The 25873-nt window shown below is 37.4% G+C and carries 23 protein-coding genes; 8 read left to right on the top strand and 15 right to left on the bottom strand.

From position 1 onward, the window contains the following. Positions 1-105: 105 nt before the first annotated feature. Positions 106-696, bottom strand: a complete 591-nt coding sequence (locus GGG_RS0100400) for an alpha/beta hydrolase (protein WP_010111142.1) — start codon at positions 694-696, stop codon at positions 106-108. A 345-nt stretch (positions 697-1041) separates the two neighbouring features. On the opposite strand from GGG_RS0100400, the gene GGG_RS0100395 reads away from it, so the two are divergent. Continuing rightward, positions 1042-2142 carry an OmpW family protein gene (locus tag GGG_RS0100395; protein WP_010111141.1) on the top strand — a complete coding sequence of 367 codons (1101 nt, stop codon included), beginning with the start codon at positions 1042-1044 and terminating at the stop codon, positions 2140-2142. Between the two features lie 284 nt (positions 2143-2426). Beyond that, entirely contained in the window at positions 2427-3446 is a 1020-nt protein-coding gene (locus tag GGG_RS0100390; RefSeq protein ID WP_010111140.1) for an AraC family transcriptional regulator, read from the top strand. 296 nt (positions 3447-3742) lie between these two features. Here the strand turns inward: GGG_RS0100390 and GGG_RS0100385 are convergent, their stop codons facing one another. The 7 genes from GGG_RS0100385 to GGG_RS0100355 form a co-directional block, all read right to left on the bottom strand. Then, on the bottom strand, positions 3743-4756 hold the full coding sequence (locus GGG_RS0100385; protein WP_010111139.1) for a YeiH family protein: 1014 nt from the start codon (positions 4754-4756) through the stop codon (positions 3743-3745). After that, a complete protein-coding gene (locus GGG_RS0100380) occupies positions 4743-5078 on the bottom strand; it encodes a Rieske 2Fe-2S domain-containing protein (protein ID WP_010111136.1) in 336 nt (111 codons plus the stop codon). The genes GGG_RS0100385 and GGG_RS0100380 overlap by 14 nt, the downstream gene beginning before the upstream one ends. After that, on the bottom strand, positions 5075-5734 hold the full coding sequence (locus tag GGG_RS0100375; protein ID WP_010111135.1) for a DsbA family oxidoreductase: 660 nt from the start codon (positions 5732-5734) through the stop codon (positions 5075-5077). The genes GGG_RS0100380 and GGG_RS0100375 overlap by 4 nt, the downstream gene beginning before the upstream one ends. After that, a complete protein-coding gene (locus tag GGG_RS0100370) occupies positions 5731-7086 on the bottom strand; it encodes an MFS transporter (protein WP_010111134.1) in 1356 nt (451 codons plus the stop codon). Before GGG_RS0100370 ends, GGG_RS0100375 begins: the two co-directional genes overlap by 4 nt. 121 nt (positions 7087-7207) lie before the next feature. Then, on the bottom strand, positions 7208-8257 hold the full coding sequence (locus tag GGG_RS0100365) for a 3-keto-5-aminohexanoate cleavage protein (RefSeq protein WP_010111133.1): 1050 nt from the start codon (positions 8255-8257) through the stop codon (positions 7208-7210). Between the two features lie 61 nt (positions 8258-8318). Further along, positions 8319-9167, bottom strand: coding sequence for a TauD/TfdA family dioxygenase (locus GGG_RS0100360; RefSeq protein ID WP_010111132.1), 849 nt, complete (start codon positions 9165-9167; stop codon positions 8319-8321). Between the two features lie 24 nt (positions 9168-9191). Further along, positions 9192-10178: a quinone oxidoreductase gene (locus tag GGG_RS0100355; protein WP_029574371.1), complete on the bottom strand. Its 987-nt coding sequence runs from the start codon at positions 10176-10178 to the stop codon at positions 9192-9194. Positions 10179-10703: 525 nt separating this feature from the next. Here GGG_RS0100355 and GGG_RS0100350 point away from each other — a divergent pair. Next, positions 10704-11117: a MerR family transcriptional regulator gene (locus GGG_RS0100350; protein ID WP_010111129.1), complete on the top strand. Its 414-nt coding sequence runs from the start codon at positions 10704-10706 to the stop codon at positions 11115-11117. A 211-nt stretch (positions 11118-11328) separates the two neighbouring features. Here the strand turns inward: GGG_RS0100350 and GGG_RS0100345 are convergent, their stop codons facing one another. The 3 genes from GGG_RS0100345 to GGG_RS21275 form a co-directional block, all read right to left on the bottom strand. Further along, positions 11329-12567 (bottom strand): NADH:flavin oxidoreductase/NADH oxidase family protein, encoded by a 1239-nt coding sequence (locus tag GGG_RS0100345; RefSeq protein WP_010111123.1) that lies wholly within the window; start codon positions 12565-12567, stop codon positions 11329-11331. A 620-nt stretch (positions 12568-13187) separates the two neighbouring features. After that, positions 13188-13793: a LysE family translocator gene (locus GGG_RS0100340; RefSeq protein ID WP_029574370.1), complete on the bottom strand. Its 606-nt coding sequence runs from the start codon at positions 13791-13793 to the stop codon at positions 13188-13190. Positions 13794-13797: 4 nt separating this feature from the next. Then, on the bottom strand, positions 13798-14016 hold the full coding sequence (locus GGG_RS21275; protein ID WP_010111121.1) for a hypothetical protein: 219 nt from the start codon (positions 14014-14016) through the stop codon (positions 13798-13800). Positions 14017-14115: 99 nt separating this feature from the next. Here GGG_RS21275 and GGG_RS0100330 point away from each other — a divergent pair, with 99 nt between their 5' ends. Then, complete coding sequence (locus tag GGG_RS0100330) at positions 14116-15012, top strand: LysR family transcriptional regulator (protein ID WP_010111120.1); 897 nt, start codon at positions 14116-14118, stop codon at positions 15010-15012. Between the two features lie 112 nt (positions 15013-15124). Here GGG_RS0100330 and GGG_RS0100325 read toward each other — a convergent pair whose 3' ends face one another. Beyond that, the gene (locus GGG_RS0100325; RefSeq protein ID WP_010111118.1) at positions 15125-16198 is read right to left on the bottom strand and encodes a nitrilase-related carbon-nitrogen hydrolase; all 1074 of its coding nucleotides are present in this window, start codon (positions 16196-16198) and stop codon (positions 15125-15127) included. Positions 16199-16377: 179 nt separating this feature from the next. On the opposite strand from GGG_RS0100325, the gene GGG_RS0100320 reads away from it, so the two are divergent. Beyond that, a complete protein-coding gene (locus GGG_RS0100320; RefSeq protein ID WP_010111117.1) occupies positions 16378-16833 on the top strand; it encodes a MarR family winged helix-turn-helix transcriptional regulator in 456 nt (151 codons plus the stop codon). A gap of 221 nt (positions 16834-17054) precedes the next feature. On the opposite strand, the gene GGG_RS0100315 is transcribed toward GGG_RS0100320, so the two are convergent. Next, positions 17055-18233 carry an OmpP1/FadL family transporter gene (locus GGG_RS0100315; RefSeq protein WP_010111115.1) on the bottom strand — a complete coding sequence of 393 codons (1179 nt, stop codon included), beginning with the start codon at positions 18231-18233 and terminating at the stop codon, positions 17055-17057. A 654-nt stretch (positions 18234-18887) separates the two neighbouring features. After that, the gene (locus tag GGG_RS0100310; protein WP_010111113.1) at positions 18888-19877 is read right to left on the bottom strand and encodes an NADP-dependent oxidoreductase; all 990 of its coding nucleotides are present in this window, start codon (positions 19875-19877) and stop codon (positions 18888-18890) included. Between the two features lie 456 nt (positions 19878-20333). Between GGG_RS0100310 and GGG_RS20540 the strand changes: the two genes are divergently transcribed. Continuing rightward, on the top strand, positions 20334-20507 hold the full coding sequence (locus GGG_RS20540; RefSeq protein WP_010111110.1) for an SDR family NAD(P)-dependent oxidoreductase: 174 nt from the start codon (positions 20334-20336) through the stop codon (positions 20505-20507). 66 nt (positions 20508-20573) lie between these two features. On the opposite strand, the gene GGG_RS0100295 is transcribed toward GGG_RS20540, so the two are convergent. Next, positions 20574-23264 carry a LuxR C-terminal-related transcriptional regulator gene (locus GGG_RS0100295; protein ID WP_010111109.1) on the bottom strand — a complete coding sequence of 897 codons (2691 nt, stop codon included), beginning with the start codon at positions 23262-23264 and terminating at the stop codon, positions 20574-20576. Positions 23265-23666: 402 nt separating this feature from the next. Between GGG_RS0100295 and GGG_RS0100290 the strand changes: the two genes are divergently transcribed. After that, a complete protein-coding gene (locus GGG_RS0100290; protein ID WP_010111108.1) occupies positions 23667-24161 on the top strand; it encodes a 2,4'-dihydroxyacetophenone dioxygenase family protein in 495 nt (164 codons plus the stop codon). Between the two features lie 68 nt (positions 24162-24229). After that, positions 24230-25867, top strand: a complete 1638-nt coding sequence (locus GGG_RS0100285) for a long-chain fatty acid--CoA ligase (protein ID WP_010111107.1) — start codon at positions 24230-24232, stop codon at positions 25865-25867. The last annotated feature ends 6 nt before the right edge of the window (positions 25868-25873 follow it).

Genomic DNA, 25873 nt, shown 5'->3' with positions numbered 1-25873 from the left:
AAAATAGTTAAATCTTAATTAAAACAAGGCTTAACCCATGTCATGCTTTGTATTTAACGATACATAACCAAGCTAGAGTGCTATAACGAAATGCTTTTCCAAGTACTACGCCAAAACCGCCGCTTCACTAACCAAATCAAGCTGTTGAATCAATTGTTCAGCCTGTGGCCAAGATCCGAAACCTGCTGCTGGATTCATATGTCCTACCGCACCTAAATTCAGCAATTGACTGCCCCATCGCTTCGCCATTTCTTCAACAGCGATGAGACTTGCTAGGTGGTCATTGGTACTAGCAACGACAATGCTAGAGAAAGGTAATACTTGATTTGGTAATGGATCCCACCCTTCATTACGAAGCGTGTCAGCACTTGGGTAATTTGCTGGCCAATTTTTTGTTAAATCTGGTGGTGTGACCAATAATGCACCTTGAATATCATGTTGGTATTTTGCTGCCCAATGGACAGTCATCAATACACCTGCACTATGCGCAACTAAAATCACTGGTCCTTCTATTTGTTCGAGTTGCGCTTGAATAGCCTCTACCCTTTTTTCACAATTAAGCTTGTCCGTTTCAAGTGGTGGTACAGAACGCACATTCTCTAACTTCGCTTGCAATAAAGTTTGCCAATGATCAGCCACATGATCACGTAAGCCGGGAATGATTAAAACTGTTGCTTTTGTCAGTATTTTTTCCATGTCTACACCTTAACTGAGGAGCACTTTGGGGATGATGAATTGTGTAAATTCCATACACACAATAAAGAACAGGTCTTTTAAATAATGCACATTAGATGACAGACTCTTTTCATTTGATGACAAATTACAGAAAATATAAAGATGAAAAATCGTTAAAATAATTAAAAATAAATATTTGATTTAATTAAAATAAAACGATTTTTAAATATAGTTAAAAGAAAAATATACATTTGTATATAAAATATTTTTTGAGTTGCTTTATCGTCTCAGTATTTGAATAATGTCTCCGTGTTTCAGAAAGGATCCGCTGAAACCATAAAAAAATTAAACCAAAAGGAAAGTAAAATGAGTCAAATTTTTAGAATAGTGCTGCCTGTTGCATGCCTATTGACAGTAAATTTAGCTTATGCGGATTCTACAAATTATAAACGTTGGGCAGTGAGTGCAGGTTGGATGCATGTCATGCCTCAAGGTAAGGCAAATTCAACCCACGTTACAACAAGTGTAAAAGAAGGTGGGAGTTATGGTGTGGGATCATTGTGGGGCAGTGATCTAGGAGCATATGCATTAAACGGCGGAGAATTGGAGAGTTCTTTAGGACGATTAATGTTTAGTTCTTTTGTTAGAAATGGACAAAAAGATCCTAACTATAAAGTTCCTGATGGATTTGTAAAAGGTGCTAGAGCCGATATTACTGGAATTTCTGACTACACAGCCAATGGTGGTATGGAAATTGATGACACGGATACACTCGGTTTAACCCTCAGTTATTTTGTAAATGACAATGTTTCCTTAGAATTGGTGGGTGGTATTCCACCTAAAGTGGATGTGAAAGGTGTAGGTGAAATTCGAGCAGCAGCTTTATCTACCTCTAATTCACCTTTACCACCACATACACCACCGACCTATTTTGATGGTTTACAGCTGCTTAAAGATACGTTAATTACCGACCTTGGTGCACATGGCACTGTGGCTGAAGTGACTGCTTGGACACCTGCGGTAACGGCAAAATATCACTTCGGTACTTCGGATAAAAATAAATTCCGTCCATTTGTTGGTGCAGGCGTCGTGTATGGACATTTCAATAAACTAAAACTCGATGGTGGTGTCAGAGAAGACCTCGTTCAAGCGGGTTATATGATTGATAATATTTTAAATGACCGTGCTGGCGAAGCGCTTCATGGCGGTAAAGGTAGTTCAACTGCTACACCAGAAGTAAAAGTGAAAACCAGTGATGCTTTTGCTCCAGTATTTACCGCAGGTTTTACATATGACTTGACTGAACGTTGGTTTACTACAGGTTCATTAAGTTATATGCCAAACTTTAATAATGTCGCTACGGTAACGGTAACGGATACATCAACGGGTACTCAATTGATCAAATCGACCACTAAAATTGATTTTGATCCTTTAGTCACATATGTCGGTGTTGGCTACCGTTTCTAATTTTCATCATATTCAAATGGTTTAGTGAATAAAAAATTTGAATACTGTTTGAATACTCACGTGAAACATTGTTTTATAACCGAATAGCTGATTTCTATACTTTAGTTTACAGAAATCAGCTATTTCACCTATTAAATATTGTTTGCAAAAATAGTATATTCAGACGAGACAAATACATGCGAAGATTGCGGTACATTGAGAGTAAATTGTACATAGCACCTTACATTTTAGTTATCAATAAATACTGATCAGGACGATTAGATTTTGAATAAGGAGATAATAAAATGGTACCTCTTGCTCATGCTGCTGTTTTAAAAAATTATTTAGATGTTAGCCAACAATTTAACATCAATCCGTACTATTTATTATCAAATGTCGGGTTGAATCAAACGCTTCTAAAAGATTTAAAACAACGTATTCCCGCAGATAAGGCCATTGAACTACTGGAAAAGTCAGCTCAATTGAGCGGTTGTGAGATGTTTGGTTTACATATGGCGGAACAGCGCCAACTCTCAGATTTTGGAGAGCTGAGTCTCTTGCTCAGCTATCAGGAAACATTAAGGGATGCATTACAAGTCATTGTTAGATATAGAAACTTAATTAACAATGCTTTAGAAATATATATTGAAGAAGTCAATAATACCGTCATTATTCGTTTAGAAGTCATCTCAGGATCGTCAGCATACAGTCGCCAAGCCATTGAGTTGGCGCTAGGCATCACCCATCGTTTTTGTGCTGCCCTATTATTTCAAAAATGGCATCCATTGAGTGTACATTTTACCCATGATGCACCGCATGACCAATCTGTTCATCAGCGTATTTTTGGCTGTTCATTAGAGTTTGGAAGCGAGTTTAATGGCATTGTTTGTACAGCAGCAGAGTTAAATAAAGCCAATCCACATGCCAATATTGCAATGGCAAATCACGCACAACGTTACCTCGATATTGATATTTTACAACATAAAAATGAATCTTCTATTATCTTTGAAATACGAAAAAGTATTTATCTGCTTTTACCGATGGGGCGTGCCACAATAAATCAAATTGCACAAACGCATGGTATGAATGTACGCACATTACAACGCCGCTTAGAAGCATCTCAAACCAGTTTTAGCGATTTAATTAATGATGTCAGACGCAGTTTAGTATTGCGTTATTTAAAGAATATTAATTACTCACTTGCACAAGTCTCTGATATTTTAGGTTATTCTATGCCAAGTTCATTCACGCGTTGGTTTATCAGTCAATTTAGTATGACACCAACCACATGGCGCAGTGTAAATAAAAATGCTCTTGATCAATAAGATTATTATTTATAAATAGATAATCAAATTTTCTCGCGAAGATGAATCGCTTTTAAAATAAATATGCCGTTTTAGCTTGATGTTAAAACGGCATTTTTTAATCATTTTGAACGCTGATACTGAAACTTAAAAATACGTAAATTTATTAAAAAATGATATTTGCAATAAATAAATACTCATTTCAGAATAGGTGCTTTTAAATTTTATAAGAATAAGCTCAGATTTATTTATAAAACATAGGGTTTCACTTATCTTATAACAGTAAAACCCTTGTTTTCATTAAATGACAACGAATATTAAAACCACCAATGCATCAATGTTAAAACCAATAATATGAGGAAAACACTTTCTCCAATCATCAGCAAAATTGGTTTTATTCCTACAGTAGCAAGCTCTTTTAGTTGAGTCTTCATACCCAAGGCGCTGATTGCGATGACCAGACACCAGCTTGATAATCCATTGATGCTACTTTGTACCACATGAGGCACCCAACCCGTACTATTAATACAAGCCAAAATAACAAAACCTACAGCAAACCACGGTAATAATGGCGGGCGTGGACCTGTCGAATCACCTCCACCCTGCATACGTGTGATCATTGCCGCACAAACAATGACAGGTAAAAGCATTGCGACTCGCATCAACTTAACCACTGTTGCAGTATCACCGATTTCAGGTGACATGCTATAACCAGCACCGACAACCTGCGCAACATCATGAATGGTTGCACCCAAAAACACACCTGCTTCTTGGGGTGGAAGATGAAGTGCTTTTACAATCATTGGATAGACAATCATGGCTAAAGTCGAAAGCGCAGACACACCGATAACGGTGAATAATGTCGCTTTCTCTTTTTGTGGATGATTTGGTAATGCAGCAGACAAAGCTAATGCTGCTGAAGCACCGCAAATTGCAGTCGCACCACCTGTCAACATACCAAAAAGCTTATTAAAACCAAGTACCTTCGCAGCTATGATCGACACGGTGATGGTCACTACAACCAGTGAAACGACTAAAGCAACAGGTTGCCAACCGAGCGCAGTAATCTGCTCTAAAGTAATCCGCATTCCCAATAAAGCAATACCAAAACGCAATACTTCACGTGCTGTAAATTCAATACCGGCCTTACATTTACTTTCAGTCGTTAAAAAATTAAGCCCCATACCTAATAACAAGGCAAATAACATGACTGGAGCGCCATAATGTTCAGACAAAAAAGTGGCAGCAGCGGCAACAACCGCACTCACAATAAATCCAGGTAATAATTCAGGAATCCGTTGCCCTATACTGGCTATTTTAGCATTGCTCATGTTGCTCTCCTGCCGACTCCATGATAATAAAAACATCTTCACCAACGACTTCTACAGGATAAGAATTCACTTTTAGATGTTTAGAATTCAGCAAATAACCACTTTCCAAATCAAAACGTAAACCATGCGCACAGCATTGGATCAATTTGCCATCTAATCGCCCTGTAAAGAGTGAAGCACCTTGATGTGGGCAACCATCATCAATGGCGTAGAATTGAGTATCGACATTAAAGAGAACTAAAAACTTCTCTCCGACTTGAAGAAAAGCCCTTGCACCTGCAACAGGTACTTTTTCACTAGGTACTTGAAAACGGGAAGTCATTGCACTTCTCCTTGGCTTGCAAGTGCTTCAAGCATGACCTTATAGAGCGTATCTGCGGAATGAGCGCCTGCTAATGCATATTGATTATTAAATATAAAATACGGTACGCCTTTACCACCTGTATTTGCAGATATAAATGGTTGTGAAGAGATTTCAGGATCTAGATCACCATTTTTAATCGCTTCGGAAAAACCAAAAGAATTTAAAATGTCGAGCAAAACCGAAGAATCACCAATATCTTCTGAATAATGAAAATAGGCTGAGAATATACGCTCGAGTAACATCTCACATTGTGCAGGTGTTCCGACTTTCAATGCTTTTGCAAACAATTGATGTGCTTTGGTCGTATTTGGCATTCGCATGATACGATCAAAATGAATATCTACTCCGACTGCGTGGGCAGCTTTGCGAACTTGAGCCTGTCGCATAGAAACGGCTGATTCACCGCCCAATCGTTCAAGATAAAACGCTTTAAAAGGAACACCATGAGCAGGTAAATGAGGCAGCAATTGGACACCATGCCACTGTAATATCACCTCTACATCTGGATCATTGTCTTGTAGCTGATCAATTGCTGCTTGTAACTGACGTTTTCCAATCAAACACCAAGGGCAAATAAAGTCAAAAAATACATCTATACGCAATTGGCGAATCATATTTTATCTTCCACACACTGTTCTTGAATTCTATCTTCGTACTGTAACTTTTCTTCAGCAGCGATCTGCCCTTCTAAACGCGCCATATCTTTGTGATAGTGATGTTTGGCATATAAAAATACGGATGCTGCTGCAATACTTACTAAAGGCATAAACTGAAATGCGTTATGCAAACCAATCACATCAGAAACCCGTCCTACAACCAATGGGCCAAGGGCTAAACCTAGAAAATTATTAGCCAATGTCAACGTTGCAAAAGCAGTCCCATGTACAGAGTTATGCGTCAGATTTGCAACCATCGCACTTGATGGGCCATTCGTTCCTAGAGCAATCAACATTCCCATACAGATCATTAATAATTGCGCCTTACCTGCTGGCATTGAAAATGCAATTAACAATAAAATACAGCTACCTATACAATAAATAATGGCTAAACTGACTTTACGATCAGGACGTTCACGGCCCATTCGATCACACAACATGCCACATAGAATCGTTCCAACAGCACCACATAAAACAATGATTGCAGCGACAACTCCTGCTGAATCTGTCGTCATGCCATAGTATCGATTGAGATAACTCGGCATCCAAACAATGACTGTTCCACCCACAAATAATTGCAAGCCGCTACCAATATAAGTAGCAATGACGGAATGGCTGGAATAGATCGTTTTTAATGGACTTTTAGATTTATCAGAGTTTTTTCTAACTGCATTTAATTGACGTGACGGCGAAATTTTCTTTTCTTTAACAATAATCGGATATAAACATGCCAAAATTAAACCAAACAGCGCCATACCACCAAATGCCCAGCGCCATCCAAAATGTTCAGCTAATACACCACCTAAAGCCATACCTAGAAAAGAACCGAATACCCCGCCTGCCATAAAAGCACTTGCCAATGTAGCGCGCATTTCTCGTGGAAATACTGCAACAACAACAGCAATACCTACACTGCCATAAGCTGCTTCACCGACACCGACCATAAAACGGGCAATAAACATTTCTTCATAATTCTGTGCAAGCGCACAACCTAAAGTTGCTAAACTCCACAACACAGCCATGATCGATAAGCTTTTGACACGACCAAAACGATCCGCCATAAGTGACAAAGGTAGAGTTAAAACACCTACCATGATTGCCACAATGCCGCTCAGCAAACCCAGTTGACTATCACTGAGTAGCCACTCACTTTTAATTAAAGGAAATACTGCATTTAAGACCTGTCGTGACATGTAATCTGAAATGAGCAAACCGAATGTTAAAGCAAAAATTACCCACGCATACAGACGTGGTACATTGACCGATGTATCTACACTACTCGCATGATTTGTATACTGATGCGCATCCATACGAACTCCTTGTGTTTTTATAATTTCTATTTTACTAACAAAGAATTACGTCCCTTTTAGAAACGTAATTCCAGTTTCACACTTCAAGTCATGTCCATATTTCTTCTAAATAAGAACATCATTAAAGGCGTGGAACACCTTTTTGACCAGCTTTACGGTTTGGTGCCATACCATTGGCAAGCAATGTTTCTTCAATGCTGTCGTATTGCACGCCAATACGATAAATTTCACGAGCTTCTTTGCCTGAAGCAATTTCACGACCTAATTCATGCGCAATACGCACAGTTTGCTTAATTTGCTCGACAGATGAGAAACGTTTGCCATGATGATCAATGATTGTATCTTCCGTACCCACTCGTGCATGCAAGCCCATTGCCATTGACATGGTATTAAGCGGTAGAACATTTTTTAACAATGATTCTGATGTCAACGTACAACCATCAGGTACACGATGAATGAAATTAAAGAAGTTAAATGGATTTGGCCCGTCAAAACCACCACCAATACCAATCCAAGTTAAATTCAATGGCCCCTTATATACCCCTTTGCGCACCAAACGCTCTAGGGTTTCTAGACCATGCATACCTGTTAATTGGAAATGTGGTTGAATGTTATTTGCGCACAGACGTTTAAGATGCTCTGCAAGCCAAGCCGGCCCCGCAGGAACAGTCATTTCTGCATATGCCTCTTGAATCGCAGGATGTGACAACGACGTTCCTTCTAAATATTCAGGATACAGCAGTTCCATAATATTCATTTGTGTCGTATTTACAGCAACTGTTACCTGATCTGGTTTTGGCGTTAATTCAGCCAACATATGACGTGTATCATCACTTAACCAAAGCGCAGCTTCGCCTTCACTTTCTGGAGCAAAAGAAATCGAGCCACCGACTTGAATAATCATATCAGGCACAGCTTCACGAACACCTGCGATTAATTCATTAAACTTAGATAAACGCTTAGAACCTTTGCCATCTAGCTCGCGAACATGTAAATGTAAAACTGTAGCACCTGCTTCATAGCAATCTACCGCTTTTTGGATCTGTTCTTCCATAGTGACAGGAATATCTTCTGGAAAATCTTCTGGCATCCATTCAGGACCATACGGTGCAACAGTAATTACAACTTTTTCCATGTTTTCTGGGTGCAAAGAATCGTCAAAAAATTGCATGTCCATCTCCTACTGTATTATCTTGATTCGTCAATGAGATATGGGAATAGAGTCCCTAGATTTAATAAGTCGCGTCACCAATAATGCCAGCGCGTTCCATTTTGCGATGACAAGGTGGGTAATCCATGACGGCATAATGCTGTGTGCTACGATTGTCCCAAATCGCAACGCTGTTCGGTTGCCAAGTCCAGCGAACTTGATACTCTGGAATATAGGCTTGGCTAATGAGATAACGTAGTAAATCCCCTGCACCAGGATTGGCATCTTGACCGAAACGCACCATTTCTTTGGTGTGGTAATTACTGATATGTGTAGCAAATGCATTTACATATAGAATTTTCTCACCTGTTTCAGGATGAGTACGTACAATTGGATGCTCAGCATCTGGATGTTTCGCTTTCAATTCCAAGCGTTTTTCAATAGGTAGCATTGCTCCAAAACTTGCTTCAATACTATGGTATGCACGCAAGTTGGCAATTTTAGCTTTAATCTCTTGTGGCAAATTCTCATAAGCCAATACCATATTTGCCCACATGGTATCGCCACCTACAGGAGGACATTCGATACAACGCAATACACATCCCATTGGAGGAGATTTACGCCAACTAGCATCGCTATGCCAAGCATTTTCATAACGATCGATGGGGCTTTCAGGATTTTTATAAATTTGTACTAAACCCGGATGCTCTGGATGGCTACCTAGCGCAGGATGATCCTCTAACTGTCCAAAACGTTCAGCAAATGCAACATGTTCTGCACGAGTCATTTGCTGGTCACGTAGAAATACAACTCGATGTTTCAGTAATTGCGTACGAATTTCAGCAAATAATCCATCATCATGTATCGCATCTGCTAAACGAACGCCGCGTAATTCTGCACCAATATTGCAGGTTAACTGTTCAATTTGCATAAGAAATCCTTTCTAACAACAAACTTAAATAACAAAAATTGAGGAACCTATGGTTTTTCGTGCTTCTAAATCACGATGTGCTTGTACAGCGTCTTTCAGCTCATAACGCTGATTAATTTCGATTTTGATACGACCACTGCCTACGTGATCAAATAACTCTTTCGCTAATGCTTTTTTCTCTTCTGGATCGGCAATATAATCTGCTAAAGCTGGTCGTGTGATATACACAGAGCCTTTGATCGCAAGCAACACAGGATTAAAGTCAGGAATTGCACCTGAAGCAGTTCCTACACAAACCAATAAACCACGGCGTTTTAATGAATCTAAAGAAGCCATAAAAGTGTCTTTACCTACACTATCAAAGACGACATTTACACCAACACCGTTGGTTATTTCACGTACACGTTGCGCGACGTCTTCTTTACTATAATTGATCACATAATCACAGCCATGAGCACGCGCTACTTCGGCCTTTTCTTCAGTCGATGTCGTTCCAATGACAGTCAAACCCAGTAGTTTGGCCCACTGAGAAACGATTAAACCTACACCGCCTGCTGCTGCATGTAATAAAATCGTATCGCCAGCTTTGAAATCATAAATACGTCGCATCAGGTAAGCTGAAGTTAAACCACGCATCGTCATTGCCGCAGCTGTTTCACACGAAATGTCATCTGGAAGTTTAATCAGTGCATTAGCAGGAATCAGTCTTTCAATGCTGTAAGCACCTAGGGTATTTATAAATCCTGTATAAGTTACACGATCGCCAACTGCGAATTCAGTAACGCCGCCACCCACAGCTTCTATGACACCCGATGCTTCTACGCCCATACCATTTGGCATTGGAATTTGATATGTGCCATCACGGAAATAAGTGTCAGCGTAATTTAAGCCAACTGCCACATGACGTAAGCGAACTTCACCTACGCCTGGCTCGCCTACTTCCACATCTTCATAGCGCATTACTTCGGGTGTTCCTGTTCCATAGAAACGTACAGCTTTAGTCAACGTCATTTTCTAGTCCATGTCTTTTTACAGTGCTTATCAAAGCAATGACCCAAATTACAATACTCAGCTTAGCCACCACTTTACATATGACGACACGCACTTATCCTTTTACGACACTCATTTTGCTTTGGGTATTTTGCTTAGACGTATCTGTCACTCATTTTCAGATAAGTTCATAAAGGAAATTAAAAGAATAGAAATTTAAAATTAAGGAAAGAAACAGAAATAATGAAGAAATAGAGTTAGTTATTATTGAAGGTGCATCATCTTCCAAAAAGTATTGATGATAAAAGTGAATATTTTCCGACTAAGAATTCAACACAATTGTAATTGTAAGCAAAAGATTTTTCCAAACTTATCGTGAATAAATGCTGAACTTAAAGCCTATATAAAGTGGCGATCGTGCAAACTTTCATCAATAGAACACTTGACCTTCAATCTCACTTTAAGATTATTATCTACTTTAAAATATCGTCTAAAGAAATCAATCTGATACTACGGTTGATATGCGTTAAACCGAGGAAAGTAGAAATGAACATTAGTGAATTATCAAAACGAAGTGGTTTGACGACACCGACGATTCGTTATTATGAACAAATTAAATTGCTACCCAAAGCTAAACGTAAATCAAATGGGTATAGAGAATATACTGACAATGATCTCAAGCTACTTTTACTGATTCAACAAGCCCAGCAAGTCGGATTTTCACTCGCCGATATTAAAACTTTTCTGCCTACAGATGTGATGGTTTGGAACCATGATGAATTGCTTGGAACAATGAAAGATAAAATTACTGAGATTGAAAGTCTTGAACAAAAATTGGCGTTGAGTAAGCAAAACCTACTGATGATGATTGCATCTATTAACAATAAACCAGATGATATTACTTGCGAGGAAAATGCTGAACGTTTATTTAACCTTTATTTCTCTGAAACCAGTAAATAAAGGCTAAATATTGATTTAAAGAAAATAACACTTCTTATTCATAATTATTGATCGAAAGCTTCACTTTAAACCTAACTTTAAGCATAAACTCAAAGATAAATGGTGAATGGGGAATCTTTTATATTCCAATATTAAAATTCCCCATTGAAGTGCTATTTACACCATAAATCATCCAGTTTGAATTACGAATATTGTTCATACAAAGCTCTTTTTAAGATGCAAATGAATAATCACGCATACGACTTTTATATTGGCGAGTACGGCGTGCCATCGCAGCTTGCTGTAAAATCAAAGCCCATAAAGGTGAAACTTTTGGATTTGGCATTTTTCCAAGGCTCAATTTACGCAACTGGTATTTCACCGTTGCCATATTCGCAAGTGAAGCTAAAGTTTTATTTTCCCAAGTGATGGGTTTCAGTTCGGGTGTAATATTCAACCCTTGTTTCCATTGATTTGGTAAGCTCGGATCAAGGGCCAAAGCGGTTGCAATACCAACCATATCCACACCACTAGCAACAACTTGCTCTGCAACCTGCTGACGTCGAATTCCTCCAGTCACCATGACTGGCATTTTGGCAACTTTACGAATTTCTTGTGCAAATTCTAAGAAATATGCTTCACGTGCTAATGTACGCCCATCTCTAGCTTGACCTTGCATCGCAGGTGCTTCGTAACTTCCGCCTGAAAGCTCGACTAAATCAACTGGATAATCATTGAGCATTTTCACAACTTGTTGAGCATCTTCTGCACTAAATCCACCACGTTGGAAATCTGCTGAGTTGAGTTTAACTGCAACAGCAAACTGAGGTGACACAACTGCTCGAACAGCCTTGACGATCTCAATCAAAATACGTGCACGATTTTCCAATGAACCACCCCATTGATCTTGACGCTTATTACTCAATGGAGAAAGAAACTGGCTCAGTAAATAACCATGTGCAGCGTGAATTTCTACACCTGTAAAGCCAGCTTTTTCACCTAAACGAGCAGTATTTGCAAAGCGCTGAATCACTTCATCAATCATTTCTTGAGTCATTTCAATAGGTGTATTAAAACGATCAGACATTTTGCCTAAATCCAAAGCAACTGCTGATGGCGCCCAAGTCTGTTGACCTAAATTTGACTGCATTTGACGACCGGGATGGTTAATTTGCAACCAGAACTGTGCGCCCTTAGCACGACCGATTTGTGCCCAGCGTTTGAAAATATCTAAATACTTTTCATCTTCAAGCACTACACCGCCCGGGCCTGTCATTGCACGGCGATCAACCATCACATTCCCTGTAATAATGAGACCCGCTCCGCCTTCAGCCCAAGCCTGATACAAACGCATTAATGCCTCAGATGGTGCCTGATTCAGATCAGCCATGTTTTCTTCCATCGCTGCTTTTGCAATGCGGTTTGGGATACTTGAGCCATTTGGAAGTGTTAACGGATTAAATATACTCATTATCATCACACCTATTTGGTTTATGAGAATACTATAAGATTAAAGTTAACTTTAATGTCAATAGGGTTTTTAGGTAATCCATAAATATTTTTAAATATGAATATTGAGTTAGTTAAATCAATATATTAAAAACCTATTGGAAATTTAAAACTGTCAAAAACATGGGAAGCATCAGCTTATATTGAACGAATTTAAATGGTCTATACTTATTCAAAATATTGATTTTTAGGTTATTTTGCACTTAATTTCTAATTGATGCCGTAACGTTCAATTTCAGATTTTTGCTATTTTATAAAATGTACGCTTTCTTGACCAAAATGAGCGGGAAAAGCTAAGGGCATTGAAAATAAAACAGAATTATCATAAGGGAATATAGTCTTGTTCACAGTCTAAGCTTACAACTCCCCCTGACTCAGCATTTTTACGTAACACTAATGAAAATGTTACAGCAATTTACATGCCAAAAAAATTATTATTAAATTACAAATACTTAATTATTTCAATCGTTTCAAAAATGAAAATAATTGCATTTTTGAAATCCTACAGCTTATTTTCAATTCAACTCCCAAAACAATAAGGTGCTTATGATCGTTTTGGGCTATATCTCATATTCAACACTTTTAAGCATTGATAAAAAGAAGTGAGAAACCTAAAATACATAAAATTGTGCCAATCACTCTATTCATAAGAACCTGCTGCTTTAACATTTTCTGTCTAAGGCTTACCGTCGAAAACAGAATAGATACGGCTGCAAACCATAAAAAATGCGTGAATGACATAAACAAACCATAACCAATCAATATGATCTTAGGCGTAGCAAGGCTGACAATTTGCGTATATGTACTCATGATAAATAACGTAGTTTTGGGATTTAAAGCATTGGTAAAGAAACCAAATTTTAATGCTTGCACGACACTTAAATTCGTTCCAGACGAAGTATCCATTATGGGTTTTTGGATCAATGTTTTATAACCAATATAAATCAAATATGTTGCACCGATATACTTCATCATATTGAAAATATAAGGTGTATAAGCAAATAGAATAGCGATCGCCAACAACACATAAGCCACTTGTACCAATACACCAAGTGCAATACCGAATGATGTAAAAACACCCATTTTTCGACCATACAAATAACTGTTTTTGGTCACAATAGCAAAATCAGCACCAGGGCTAATCACGGCAAGAATGGTAATCATGATGACTGCAATAAATTCTCCAATAAACTCACCCATGACATTTCGCCTTAATCTTCATTGTTAAATCAGCGTAATCCACTGTGCAATGATGGCCTTTTTCTTGAGCATTAGCTTCCACTGCATTGAGTATTTTTTGGAATGTATTTAACACATAAATTTCACAGTCATGTATTTTAACCACATTCAAAAATAAAGAATTGATGCTATAGTTCATAGTAGCAATGAGGTTATTTAAACGATTTTTCATTCAGTTAAGCATTCAATGACGTTACGAGATTTTTATTTTGAACAATAAACTGAGAAATAAAAATGGATAAATTCGACTGATCAAACATGAGATTTTGGAATGATAGAAAAAATATCTTTGAATTCGCTCAAATATTTTTATTATGTAGGGAAATATGGAAGCGTCACAGTCGCTGCAAAAAAACTCTTTGTCACACAAAGTGCCGTGAGTAAGCAGATTTTCAGTTTAGAAGAAACATTAAACATTGCGCTATTTCAGAGAAAAAATAAATCTTTAGTGCTCACAAGCCAAGGAACGTTATTACTTCAATGCTGCCAAAATATTTTCCATGAATTGGATGAATGTTTAATTGAAGTGACGAAACAAAATTTTGAAAATAAACAATTGGTGCTGTCTTGTGAGCCAACCTTTTCAATGAAATGGCTCATTCCTCGCTTGTCTAAATTTAAAGCACAATATGATGATTTTGATATCGTGTTATTAACTGCTGGTGGGAAGGTCGATTTTGAAAACAATAATATCGATCTTGCAATCAGGCGCAATGATTTTGATTGGAGTGATCATATACATAGCGAAAAAATAGCAGATGAATATATGGTCATGATTGAATCAACACAAATTGAGAAAAGCAACGATTTGTTAATATCCAATTCTCGCCCTTATTTTTGGAAGAGTTTAAATAAATCCAGAACATTAAAAACAATCATTGGGCAATATTCTAAAGTTGATCTTGAACATTTTTATCTTTGTTTAGAGGGCTGCTTGGCGGGATTAGGTGCAACCATTATTTCCATTTATATGATTGAAAAAGAAATGGAATTTAATTTTATTCAAACAATAACGCCTCCTTTTCGAGATGAGTCAGCCTATTACTTATTATCCAAATCTAGTTTTGAAGAAGACCCGAGAAAGTTAATATTTTTAAACTGGCTTAAAAATGAGATGGAAGATTCACAGGGCAAATTTTTAAAATCAGTTACACCAGTTCAAATCTAATCTTACAATTATCGATATTTAGCGGAAATTGTTAGCTTAGATTTAAACCAGAGCGAATCAAAAAAAGGTTTTTCCGATACGATCAATCACTGAAGACTTATCTTGAATCGATTTATGAGTCTAATGCACTAGATTTCCAAATACCTTTATCAATCATTTTTTGAATCTGTTTATCTAAAACATTTGCTTTATAATCAGCATGTTTACCTTGTTTTTGCTCAAGATATAGATTTTTAGGGTAAATATTTTCTGCGTAAATTAAACGTGCACTTTCAGCTCGCACATCTTTCAACCAGTTCGTGACTTGTGAATGAGTACGGTGGTATCTTTGTGCTTCAATATCAATGACACCATATACATAAGTAGAACCGTTCGTGTCGTTCTGCTTTCCAACTATACGTCCCTTATAATCTACAATTGCAGATAAGCCCCCACCACAATCAATTGGTGCAAGGGTTTTTTCAGAAATGTACATCGCACCAATATTCGGAGCAACCACGTACATATTATTTTCCAAAGCTCTTGCTCGATTCGATATTTCAAAAATATCGTTTTCAGTAAATGGTGTTGGCAACGAAGCACGGTATACGACTTCAGCACCATTCATGGCAAGTCCTCTACCATTTTCAGGAAAATTACCTTCCATTGCCATCATGATACCTAATTGACCAATTTCAGTATCAACCACTGGCCAGAAAGACTGCAAGGTATTGCCATATTTCTCAATCCATTGATCATACAAATCATGCGGTGATGCAGATCTTTCACAAGGAAGCAGTGCTGACATTTTATGATGTTTAAGGATAATTTCACCCTTTGGATCAATGATAAAACCAACATTGAACATAATCCCTGGCCAATCTGGATCACGTACTTTTGCTTGAGCCATGATAAAAACATTATGATGTTTCGCCATTTCAGCTAAACGATCTGTTTCTGGTCCTGGAATATCAATTGCCCCATCTGCAAGAAATGCTTCCATATCTTGATCAAGCGCTTCATCATTAAACCCTTGCAGTGCGCCTTCAGGAATAACCAGTAAACGTACAGGCAAATCAAGAGAACTTAACCATAATGCACCATGAGTAAGCTCTTCTAAATGATCAATATTTTTCATTATATCAGCACGTTTTTTGATTCCCCAAACTGTTGGGACAAGTCCTACGACACCATATGGTTTGATCATGATTACATCCTCTATAATGGAATTGATACAGTTCATATCAACTTGTGTGACAATGAACCGTTTTAATCAAGCGATTTACATTGCTAAGGCAACTTGATTGGCTAAACATATTTGATTCATATAAATTATCAGCATGCTGATAATTTAAAAGTCATGTTTTATAATAGGATCGTAATAAAGTGAAAGAAAATGTAACTGCCGAGCAGGGTTTACTTGATAATGAGCATGGATATTTAGGTTTAATGTTGCGTAAAGCAGCCAATGCTTATAAAAATAAAATGGAAAAAATTCTACAAGAACAAGGTATTACGGCGTCACAATTTACAGTTTTAAATATCATTTCAACATTTCCTCAATGTTCCAATGCAGATGTTGCAAGAATGGCTTATTTAACGCCTCAAACGGTAAATTTAATTGTCAATAAATTAGTTAAAATGGACGCAGTTCAGAAAAATAAACACCCTGAGAATAAATTAATTCAATTATTAGAAATAACCCCGACAGGAAAGCAACTTTTAACACAATGTAATGAACTTGTACTTACATTGGAAAATCAATTAGAGTTTAATTATGAACAAAATGAGCAAGCAGTAATACGAAAATGGTTATCTCAAATCATTGAAAATGAAGGTTAATACCTTCTAAAATAATCATTATTTTTATTTCTAAGCAGATGCAGAAATACTTAAATTAAAAATGCCCAATCAAGTATTGGGCATTTTATTTTAAAGACAAATATAAACTAAGAGTGGCTTATCTATTCTAAATATGAGCTTCAACATTATGTTTTGTATAACTTGTTAAAATACCACCCATATCATCCCAATGGATTTTATTTAAAAAGTAAGATTTACGCTTATTTAGATTGATAAGAAAGTTTCATCCCCACGATATAGCCTGTATTATCTTTGAAGTCACCAGCGACTTGACGGCTAGACAACTCCCCCTTTGCATCACCAAACCACATATAACGACCACCCAAACTAAACGCTAAATTTTGATTCAAGTTATATTTCGCTGCTAAACCTACTCCCCAATAACCATCAACAGGGCCCAAAGTTGGTGCTGGATCTCCTGCACCTGAGTCCCATAAACCAGAAACTGAAAGCGCTAGATTTGGAGATAATCGTTTCCCCAAACCAAGTTCAACTGAAATTTGGTCTTCCGAATAATCAACTAAAGGTAATCCTTTACCTAATGCAACTGAAGTCGATGCTTTGAGTATTGGTGGGTAATAAGCAAAATCACCCCATGGTACGTAACGTACTTTGGCATAAAGCGCAGTCGTCTGATTTAAACCGGTTTGCAAATTTAAATTTATCGACTCAGGTGTAGTAATTTTACCCTTATTGCTATGTGAGTAGTCACCTGCGAATACGATATCAGCTAAAGGTACATCTTCTTGAATTGTCGTTTTATGTTTAACCTCTGAGCGATAGGTTAATGATGCTAAAATTCCCATCTCAGGCTTAGCATAGCTCATACCTGTAACCCAACCTACAGCTATGTCATCAAAGCTATTATTATATCCACTATTTACAGCATAGGTTAAACCTCGCAAATGTACATCTGCCTTAAGCTCTTGTAGTGCAGGACCAGCATAAACCATAATGTTTTTATTTAAGTTATAACCTAAAAGTGTTGTTACATTTTTCGATTTCACATGTACACGTGTATTTGCATCTTCTGCTGGACGATTTTTTGCAATGAAGTTATTTTCACCGTCAAACTTAACTTTAGCGCCAAACGGTTCATCATAAATAACTGCTAAACGTAAGTTCGGTACTAAATCTGTTTTTACCGCATAATTGAGTGATTGGAAGTCTTCCGCCATGTCTGAAATATGATTGCCACTAGTGTCCTTACCTGTGACTTCAGGCGAAATAAAGGTATAACCGACTTCGGCATAAGTTCCTGCTTCGAATAATGCGTCTATAGATTGCGGTGAGCGTTCAAGCCCTGCAGCGTATACAGTACTCATCGACGCAAATGGCACTAAAGCACATACTGCTATTTTGTTCATAGCATTTAACATATTCTAATCCTTTAGATTTTAGGAAATCCTAAATCATTCTTTATTCAATCTTGTTTTCCCAATTCAATACCGTCTAGAAATGTGCAACTTCTTATGTGACAATCCAATATCAACAAAAGCTTCACAGCTATTCTTATTTAGACGCAATGAAAATGACTTACATAACTGATCTTTACTTATCAGCTTAGTTAAGAAGTTATCAAACTTAGTAAATCGGTAAACCACTCTAAAGAATGGTAATTCAATTGTTTTTGTACCCATTCTTTACTTCTATATTTGATAACCTGTGCAAATTGGTATGCCATCAATCAAGACAGTTCATACACTGCATAAAACAGAATGCTTTGTGACTAAAAGAAATTTAAATAAAGAAAATTAAGTTAGGAGTAATGCTGAATTTTGTAAAAATGTGGATTATTTAATTTATTCTGATGCTGTACTAACTATTGATATCAAAAAGATTTCTGATGATGAAAAGCAAAGATGACATCTTTAAATCTTTAAATAGACTATAGCGTTTAGATAGACAATAACGCTTTAATATATGAAGTTCTTAGATGAAATAAAAAACTCAAATTAAAACTGACAGTTATAATAAAAAATGAATAACTGTCAGTTCTGATTTGAGCTATAAATAATGGTAATTAATTAAGATTAAAACTTAACAATAAATTTACCCGTATTTTCACCTTTAAATAACTTAATTAAATCTTCAGGTAGACTTTCAAAGCCTTCAGTGACATGCGCTTTATATTGAATTTTACCTTCTGCCAAGTAAGCTCCAAGTACTGAAAAAGCTTCATCCGCAATATCTTGATAATCTGTGACAATCAGACCTTGCACACGCAAGCTTTTTAGATTGATATCCACCCAGCTTGGGCCTTTAGTTGGTACTTCATTATCATAATCAGCCAAAACACCACATACAACAACTCGACCAAAACGATTTAATTGACTAAAAATAATTTCTTGAATTGGGCCACCTGTGTTTTCATAAAAAACATCTACACCATTCGGTGCAGCGGCACGTAACTGAGCATCTAAATTGTCTGATTTATAGTTAATCGCAGCATCAAAACCGAGCTCTTCCACCAACCATTTACACTTTTCATCAGAGCCTGCAATACCGACTACACGCAGACCTTGAGCTTTAGCAAGTTGTCCAACCAATGAACCCACAGAGCCAGCAGCACCCGTCACAACTAAGGTTTCACCTTTTTTAGGTTGTCCAATCTTCATTAAACCTGCATAAGCTGTTAGACCTGTCATATAAAACAAAGAAAGGACTGCTTCAGGAGGCAATGAAGGATCGATGATATTCATCTCTTCATTACCCAATACATACTCACTCCAACCCGTTACGCCGACAACGTGAGAACCAACTGGAAATTTAGAGTTTAAAGACTCTTCAACGATACCCACGCCATAAGAGCGCATGACTTCACCGATTCGTACAGGTGGCAAATAGCTATCTTCTCGTTGTTGTAACCAAGTACGCATAGCAGGATCAAGAGACATATATGTTTGCTTCACTAAAAACTCACCTTCTTTTAAAGTGGGTTTAGCGAGTGTGACCATATCAAAAATATCTGGGGTAATATTTCCTTGCGGATATTTTGATAATTTAAAAGCCTTATAACTCATTTTCTTTCCTAATCATGATCTAGGTTTTGATTCTATAAATTCATCTCAAAACCTAGATGTTCTAAGTTAGTCTTTATGCAGTAGCACGACCAATAGCTTTTCGTATTTAAGCGTATTGAAAAATACTGACCCAAACTAATGCTTATACATAGCTTAATTAGACGTTATCAAACTTATGAAATTAGAAAACCACTCTAAAGAATGGTAATTGGATTGTTTTTATATCCATTCTTTTCTTCTATGACTTATAACGCTAAGTTAAATTTCATCAGTTCAGACTGATTGAACACAGGATAAAATAAGATGAATAAGAAATGGAAACCTTTAATACAAAAATCTTCGAAAATAAAGTCGCAGTCGTCACTGGAGTAACGTCTGGTATTGGCTACGCTGTCGCCGTTGCCTTGCTCAAAAAGCTGCCAAAGATAGGCATTAGATTTACAATTAGAAATTGATGTGACGGATAAAGCTGCAGTGGATCAATTTTTTTCAACACTAGATCATGTAGATACACTCTTCAACGGCGCAGGCATGGGTGCTTTAACTGAACATGAGCTAGATACATTTAAACATGTCATCAATGTTAATTTAACTTCTATATTTTATATCAGTGAATGTGCTGCAAGATGACTCAATCAGATAATGCGTCTATTGTAAATGTATATTCTATGTCTATGTATGCTATGTAGAAAGGGCTTAATGAATATGCCCTTTCTTTTTCGCCTCAGTCACAGCTTCTAAACGTGAACGCACCATTAACTTATTATAGATATTACGCAAATGCCATTTCACGGTATTTACAGACAAAAAAATCAAATCTGCAATTTCAGAATCAGTTAAACCTTCACTGACCTTTTCCAAAATTTGAATTTCACGCTTTGATAAACCTTCCGTATCATTCTCACGCTTCTCAGCAAGCTGAACATGATGATTTTCCATCATAACCAACTTGTCAGTCGGTCGCTCTTGAAGGGAAAATAAGTGTTGAATATAAGTCAATAATTGTGAATTATTCTCTTGTTTAGCTGTAATTAACATTTGACTGAACTGATGCAACATTTCCCAAACACTCGGATGTTCATCCAAAATGATACGTACAGCTTGAGTTGGCATTAACAACAAAAGCGCTTGTTGTAAATAATCAAAAGCCTGCTCATTCTGTTTAAGTTGATAAAATGCCAGTGCCAATAATAATTTTACACGTGCTTGTCGCAAAGGATATAGTTTAAAAAAATGAGTCTGTTGTACTAAAAAATCAATCGCTTGTTGTACATGACCTGAAAAAATCTGAGTGCGAGCAGCAATTAAATCATCTCCACGGAGTAGATGAGTAAAATTTAATAATGGTTTTTCCACACCATCAACAATATTTGAGGTGACTGAATCATTTGAAACAAGTGGTTGTGCATAGGCTAGAATGGTTTGTGATAAGCGTGGCAATGACCATTGGCTACTTCGAGTTTGTACTTGATTTAAACATGTTTGGATTGCTGTTTGGTCTGAGCTTAATGTCGCTAAACGCATTTGTAAAATATATCCCACGATCACCATATCAGGCATTGTTAAATGATCACCACCATTAAAAAAAACCAAAGCTTTTTCAGCTTGATCTAATTGATTCAGTTCATAATATAAATCAGCTTTAAAGCTACTGAGAATATTCATAATGGCTGTTTTATTATTTTCATCTAAGCCTAGCTTTTGATATTCCTCGCTATACCCAATTTGGCTAAATTTTTCTGCGGCTAAAGCAAGATCTCCCAATAAATAATCGCATAGAGCATCCATGCAATCGACCATTCCTAGACCATATAAATTGTGACCTTGTACATAAATCACGCGTGTTTGTTGCAGTAGTTTTCGCGCTTCAGTTATTTCTCCTAGACAAACATGGTACAAACCCGTAATCCCAATTAAAGGTCCTCGTGAAAAGTAGGCCGTACTGGTAATTTTCGCTAAATTTTGCTCGGCTAGTCTGTAAGCTAATTCCCATTTATCTTCTGACAAAGCGATGAGTGGTGCTAGGCCTAACTGATCTTCATGCTGTAATAAAGTTTGATGTTGATCCACACTATGCCATAGCTGTAAATAATGATTGGCTAAAGCACTTTGATGTGTCAGCAACAATGACCAAATAATGTCATAGAGTAAGGTTGGATTTTGTACCAATGTCTGTTCAGGTAACTGCTTTACCAATTCTAATAAAGTATAAATACGCCCTTCTAAGACCAACTCTCGGCTTACATCTTTCAACAAAAGTAGCATTAATTGCTCATCTTCTGCCTGCTGTGCATGGTAAATCGCATTCATTAAATAATGGTGTTGCTTAAACCATTCAGCAGCTTTGCTGTGCATTTCCCTATATGCATCTGCTTGCAATAACTTAAATCGTGATAATAGAAAATCTCGAAATAAATGATGTATTCGAAACCATGTCCGTTGTTCATCTAAAGCCTGAATGAAAAGCCCTTTTTGGCTAATCGCATCCAATAAATGTTGCGAAGCTTGGTTTCCAGTAAGCTCCATAACTAAGGCTAAATTTACTTTCCTTAATACACTAATCTTTAATAAAAACTGTTGAATCTCAGCATCCTGCTGTAAAAAGACCTGCTCACTTAAATAATTTACAATTTGATGATGCGCACCACTCAAATTTTGAATAAAACCCGCAACATCTTGACGGTCTTTAAGATACAAATTCGTCAACTGAATCCCAGTCATCCAGCCTTCAGTTCGATCGATCAATAGCTGAGCAAGATCAAAGTCCATGATGGCTTGCTCTGGATTTTGTTGATGTAAAAATTCAACTAATGATGCAGTATCTTTCGGCTTTAGACTTAACTGGTTTTCAGTCACAATTTGAATGCGACCAAGTAAGATTTCTTTGCTTAGACTCCATTCCGGGCGTACACGTGAAGCGATCACTAAATGATAATGTTCTGGTAAATGCTGATATAACCACCAAAACAAATTTAAACTGTCTTTATTCTCAAGTTGCTCAAATTCATCAATAAAAAGTACAGTGGCTTGTGTTCGCTGTGGAAGTTGCTGGAGCAATTCATAAATACTTTGCTGTGAAATGGTATTATCAGCAAACATATCTTGCTGTTCAGCACCCTCTAATAAAACAAGTCTCAAATACTGATACAACCGTATCGGATCATTGTCATCTGTATCTAGCGTTAACCACTTGACCGCTGTACCTTGCTGAAGCAAATGTTCACTCAGTTGTCGCATCAACGTTGTTTTTCCATAACCCGCAGCTGCATGAATCAACAACATTGCTTGCTGGCTATATTGCAACAATTGTGCAAGCAACTGTGGACGTTGCATCATTTGTTGCTGACCTGCCGTTGGCCGACTCAGTTTAGTTTTTAAAATGCGCATATTTTCTAATAAACCTAATCTGTATATGGCTGACCTAAAAGCCAACATTTCTTCCTGAAACTTACCATTTCACACAACAAGCTCAATTTAATCACAACGTGTACTGCATACGCTTTGTAAATATGCTTTAAAACGGGCTAACAACTTAATATAAGGCTTAATTTTTCGCAATGCTCCTTTCTGCTCATTTTCTTATATAAAATTTATACAGCTTACTCTGTTTCCTTTGGTTTTATTGTAGCGATTGAAACCATTCCAATTCCATTCTTTCGAGTGGTTTACCACGTTTCAAACACTGCTATGCTCATTTTAGTAAAGAATATAAAACGGAAATCTGCCAAGACGATCAATTTAATTTGATCCGCCAATAGCCTAAAACATTAGACATACATGGAGTTTGTCATGAGTATCGCACAATCAATTAAACATCAGGATAGATTATTAACCATTAACATCAAAGATGGTGAAATAAAAAATGCACTCCCTGGTGTACATGTCACACCTTGCTTTTTAGACCCAGATAATGGCGTTTGGGTCATCCATGCCCGTTTTGAACCAGGTACTATTCTGCCACGTCACTTTCATACTGGTGTTGTGCATTTCTATACCACAGCAGGCTCATGGCATTATGTTGAATATCCTGAAGATGTTCAAACAGCTGGTAGCTACTTATTTGAACCAGCAGGTTCAATTCATACCTTAGCGACACCTGAAGGCGCTGAAGGCTTTATGATCATTAATGGCGCGAACGTCAACTTAAATGATGATGACTCACTGATGTTTATCATGGATGCAGGTTGGATTGAGCGCACCCTTCACGCTGTAGCTGAACATACGGGGCAAAAAATGCCACGTTACATAAAACCGGGCTCAGATGTTGCATTCAGCGACAAATAAATTCCAAAAGGCTTTTAGTTTCAGCTAACAGCCTTTTTATTAAAAAACAGTTACTCAGGATGAATGAAATGTTTGGCAAAATGATGCATCAATCTCTTCTTATCAGTAATTTAATTGATCATGCAGCGAGATACCATTCAGATACCTCCATTATTTCTCGTGAAGTGAATGGCCAAATCCTCACCACCAATTGGTTAGACGTACAAAAAAATAGTAAACGTCTTGCGAATGCACTTAATAATTTCAATTTAAATCAAGGTGATCGCCTTGCAACTATTGCTTGGAATAATCATCGCCATTTAGAGTCTTGGTATGCAATTTCAGGTAGTGGTTATGTATGCCATACCATTAACCCACGTTTGTTTCCAGAACAATTGATTTTCATTATTAATGATGCCAAAGATAAAGTAATATTCTTTGATTCAACATTCTTGCCTTTAATTGTCGCAATCCAAGGTCAAGTTCCAGCCGTAGAACAATTTATTTGTTTGGGTGCGCGTGATGAGAAAGTCAGTGCAGCATTACCAAATGTACTGTTTTATGATGAACTCATTCAGAATCAGTCAGATGTATTTTCTTGGCCACAGTTCAGTGAAGAAACACCAAGTTCTTTATGTTATACCTCGGGCACAACGGGCAATCCAAAAGGTGTTTTATATAGCCACCGCTCTACATTGCTCCATACGATGGCGATTAGCCTACCCGATTCTTTAAACTTATCTGCAAATGATACCGTAATGCCTGTAGTGCCAATGTTCCATGTCAATGCATGGGGTGTTCCTTATTCAGCAGCAATGGTTGGTTGTAGCGTGGTTTTACCAGGACCAAATCTTGATGGTGATAGTTTAGTCGACTTGATTGACAACCATCAGGTAACAGTTGCACTTGGTGTACCTACGATTTGGCAAGGTCTACTCGCAGCAGCGAAAAAACGTGGCACAACATTAGCAAGTATGAACCGTAATGTGGTTGGTGGTACAGCTTGTCCTCCATCGCTGATGCGTGATTTCAAAAACAACTACGCTTGCGACACGATTCACGCTTGGGGAATGACTGAAACCAGTCCACTAGGTACTGCTAATCAGCCTAAAACCAAACATACAGCTTTAAGTGCTGAAGATTTTGAAAAATTACGTCTTACTCAAGGTCGCCCACCTTTCGGCGTAGAGTTACGTATTGTCGATGCAGATGATAACAATGCAACACTGGCGCATGATGGTCAGACACAAGGTAATTTACAGATCCGTGGCCCGTGGATTGTCGATCATTACTTTAATCAAGAGAAAAGTGCGCTAACAGCAGATGGTTGGTTCGACACAGGTGATATTGCGACCCTTGATGCTGATGGCTATTTAACTATTTGCGATCGCGCCAAAGATTTAATTAAATCAGGTGGTGAATGGATTTCTTCTGTTGAAATTGAAAATATTGCAGTAGGTCATCCTGAAATTCGCATGGCAGCAGCAATTGCAGCACGTCATTCAAAATGGGATGAGCGACCTATTTTAATCGCAGTGAAAGAAGAAAACTCAACACTCACAGAAGAAGACGCGCGCGCTTACTTCGACAATAAAATTGCACGCTGGCAGATTCCTGATGCGATCATTTTTATCGACGCATTACCGATCAATGGTACAGGGAAAATTGTCAAAGCAGAACTGCGTAAACAATTTGGTGATGTACTGCTCCAGAGCGAGTTAGCCTAACCATAA

The sequence above is a fragment of the Acinetobacter sp. P8-3-8 genome, assembly GCF_000214135.1.
Classification (GTDB): Bacteria; Pseudomonadota; Gammaproteobacteria; order Pseudomonadales; family Moraxellaceae; genus Acinetobacter.
This window is presented reverse-complemented; position numbering and strand designations above follow the sequence as displayed.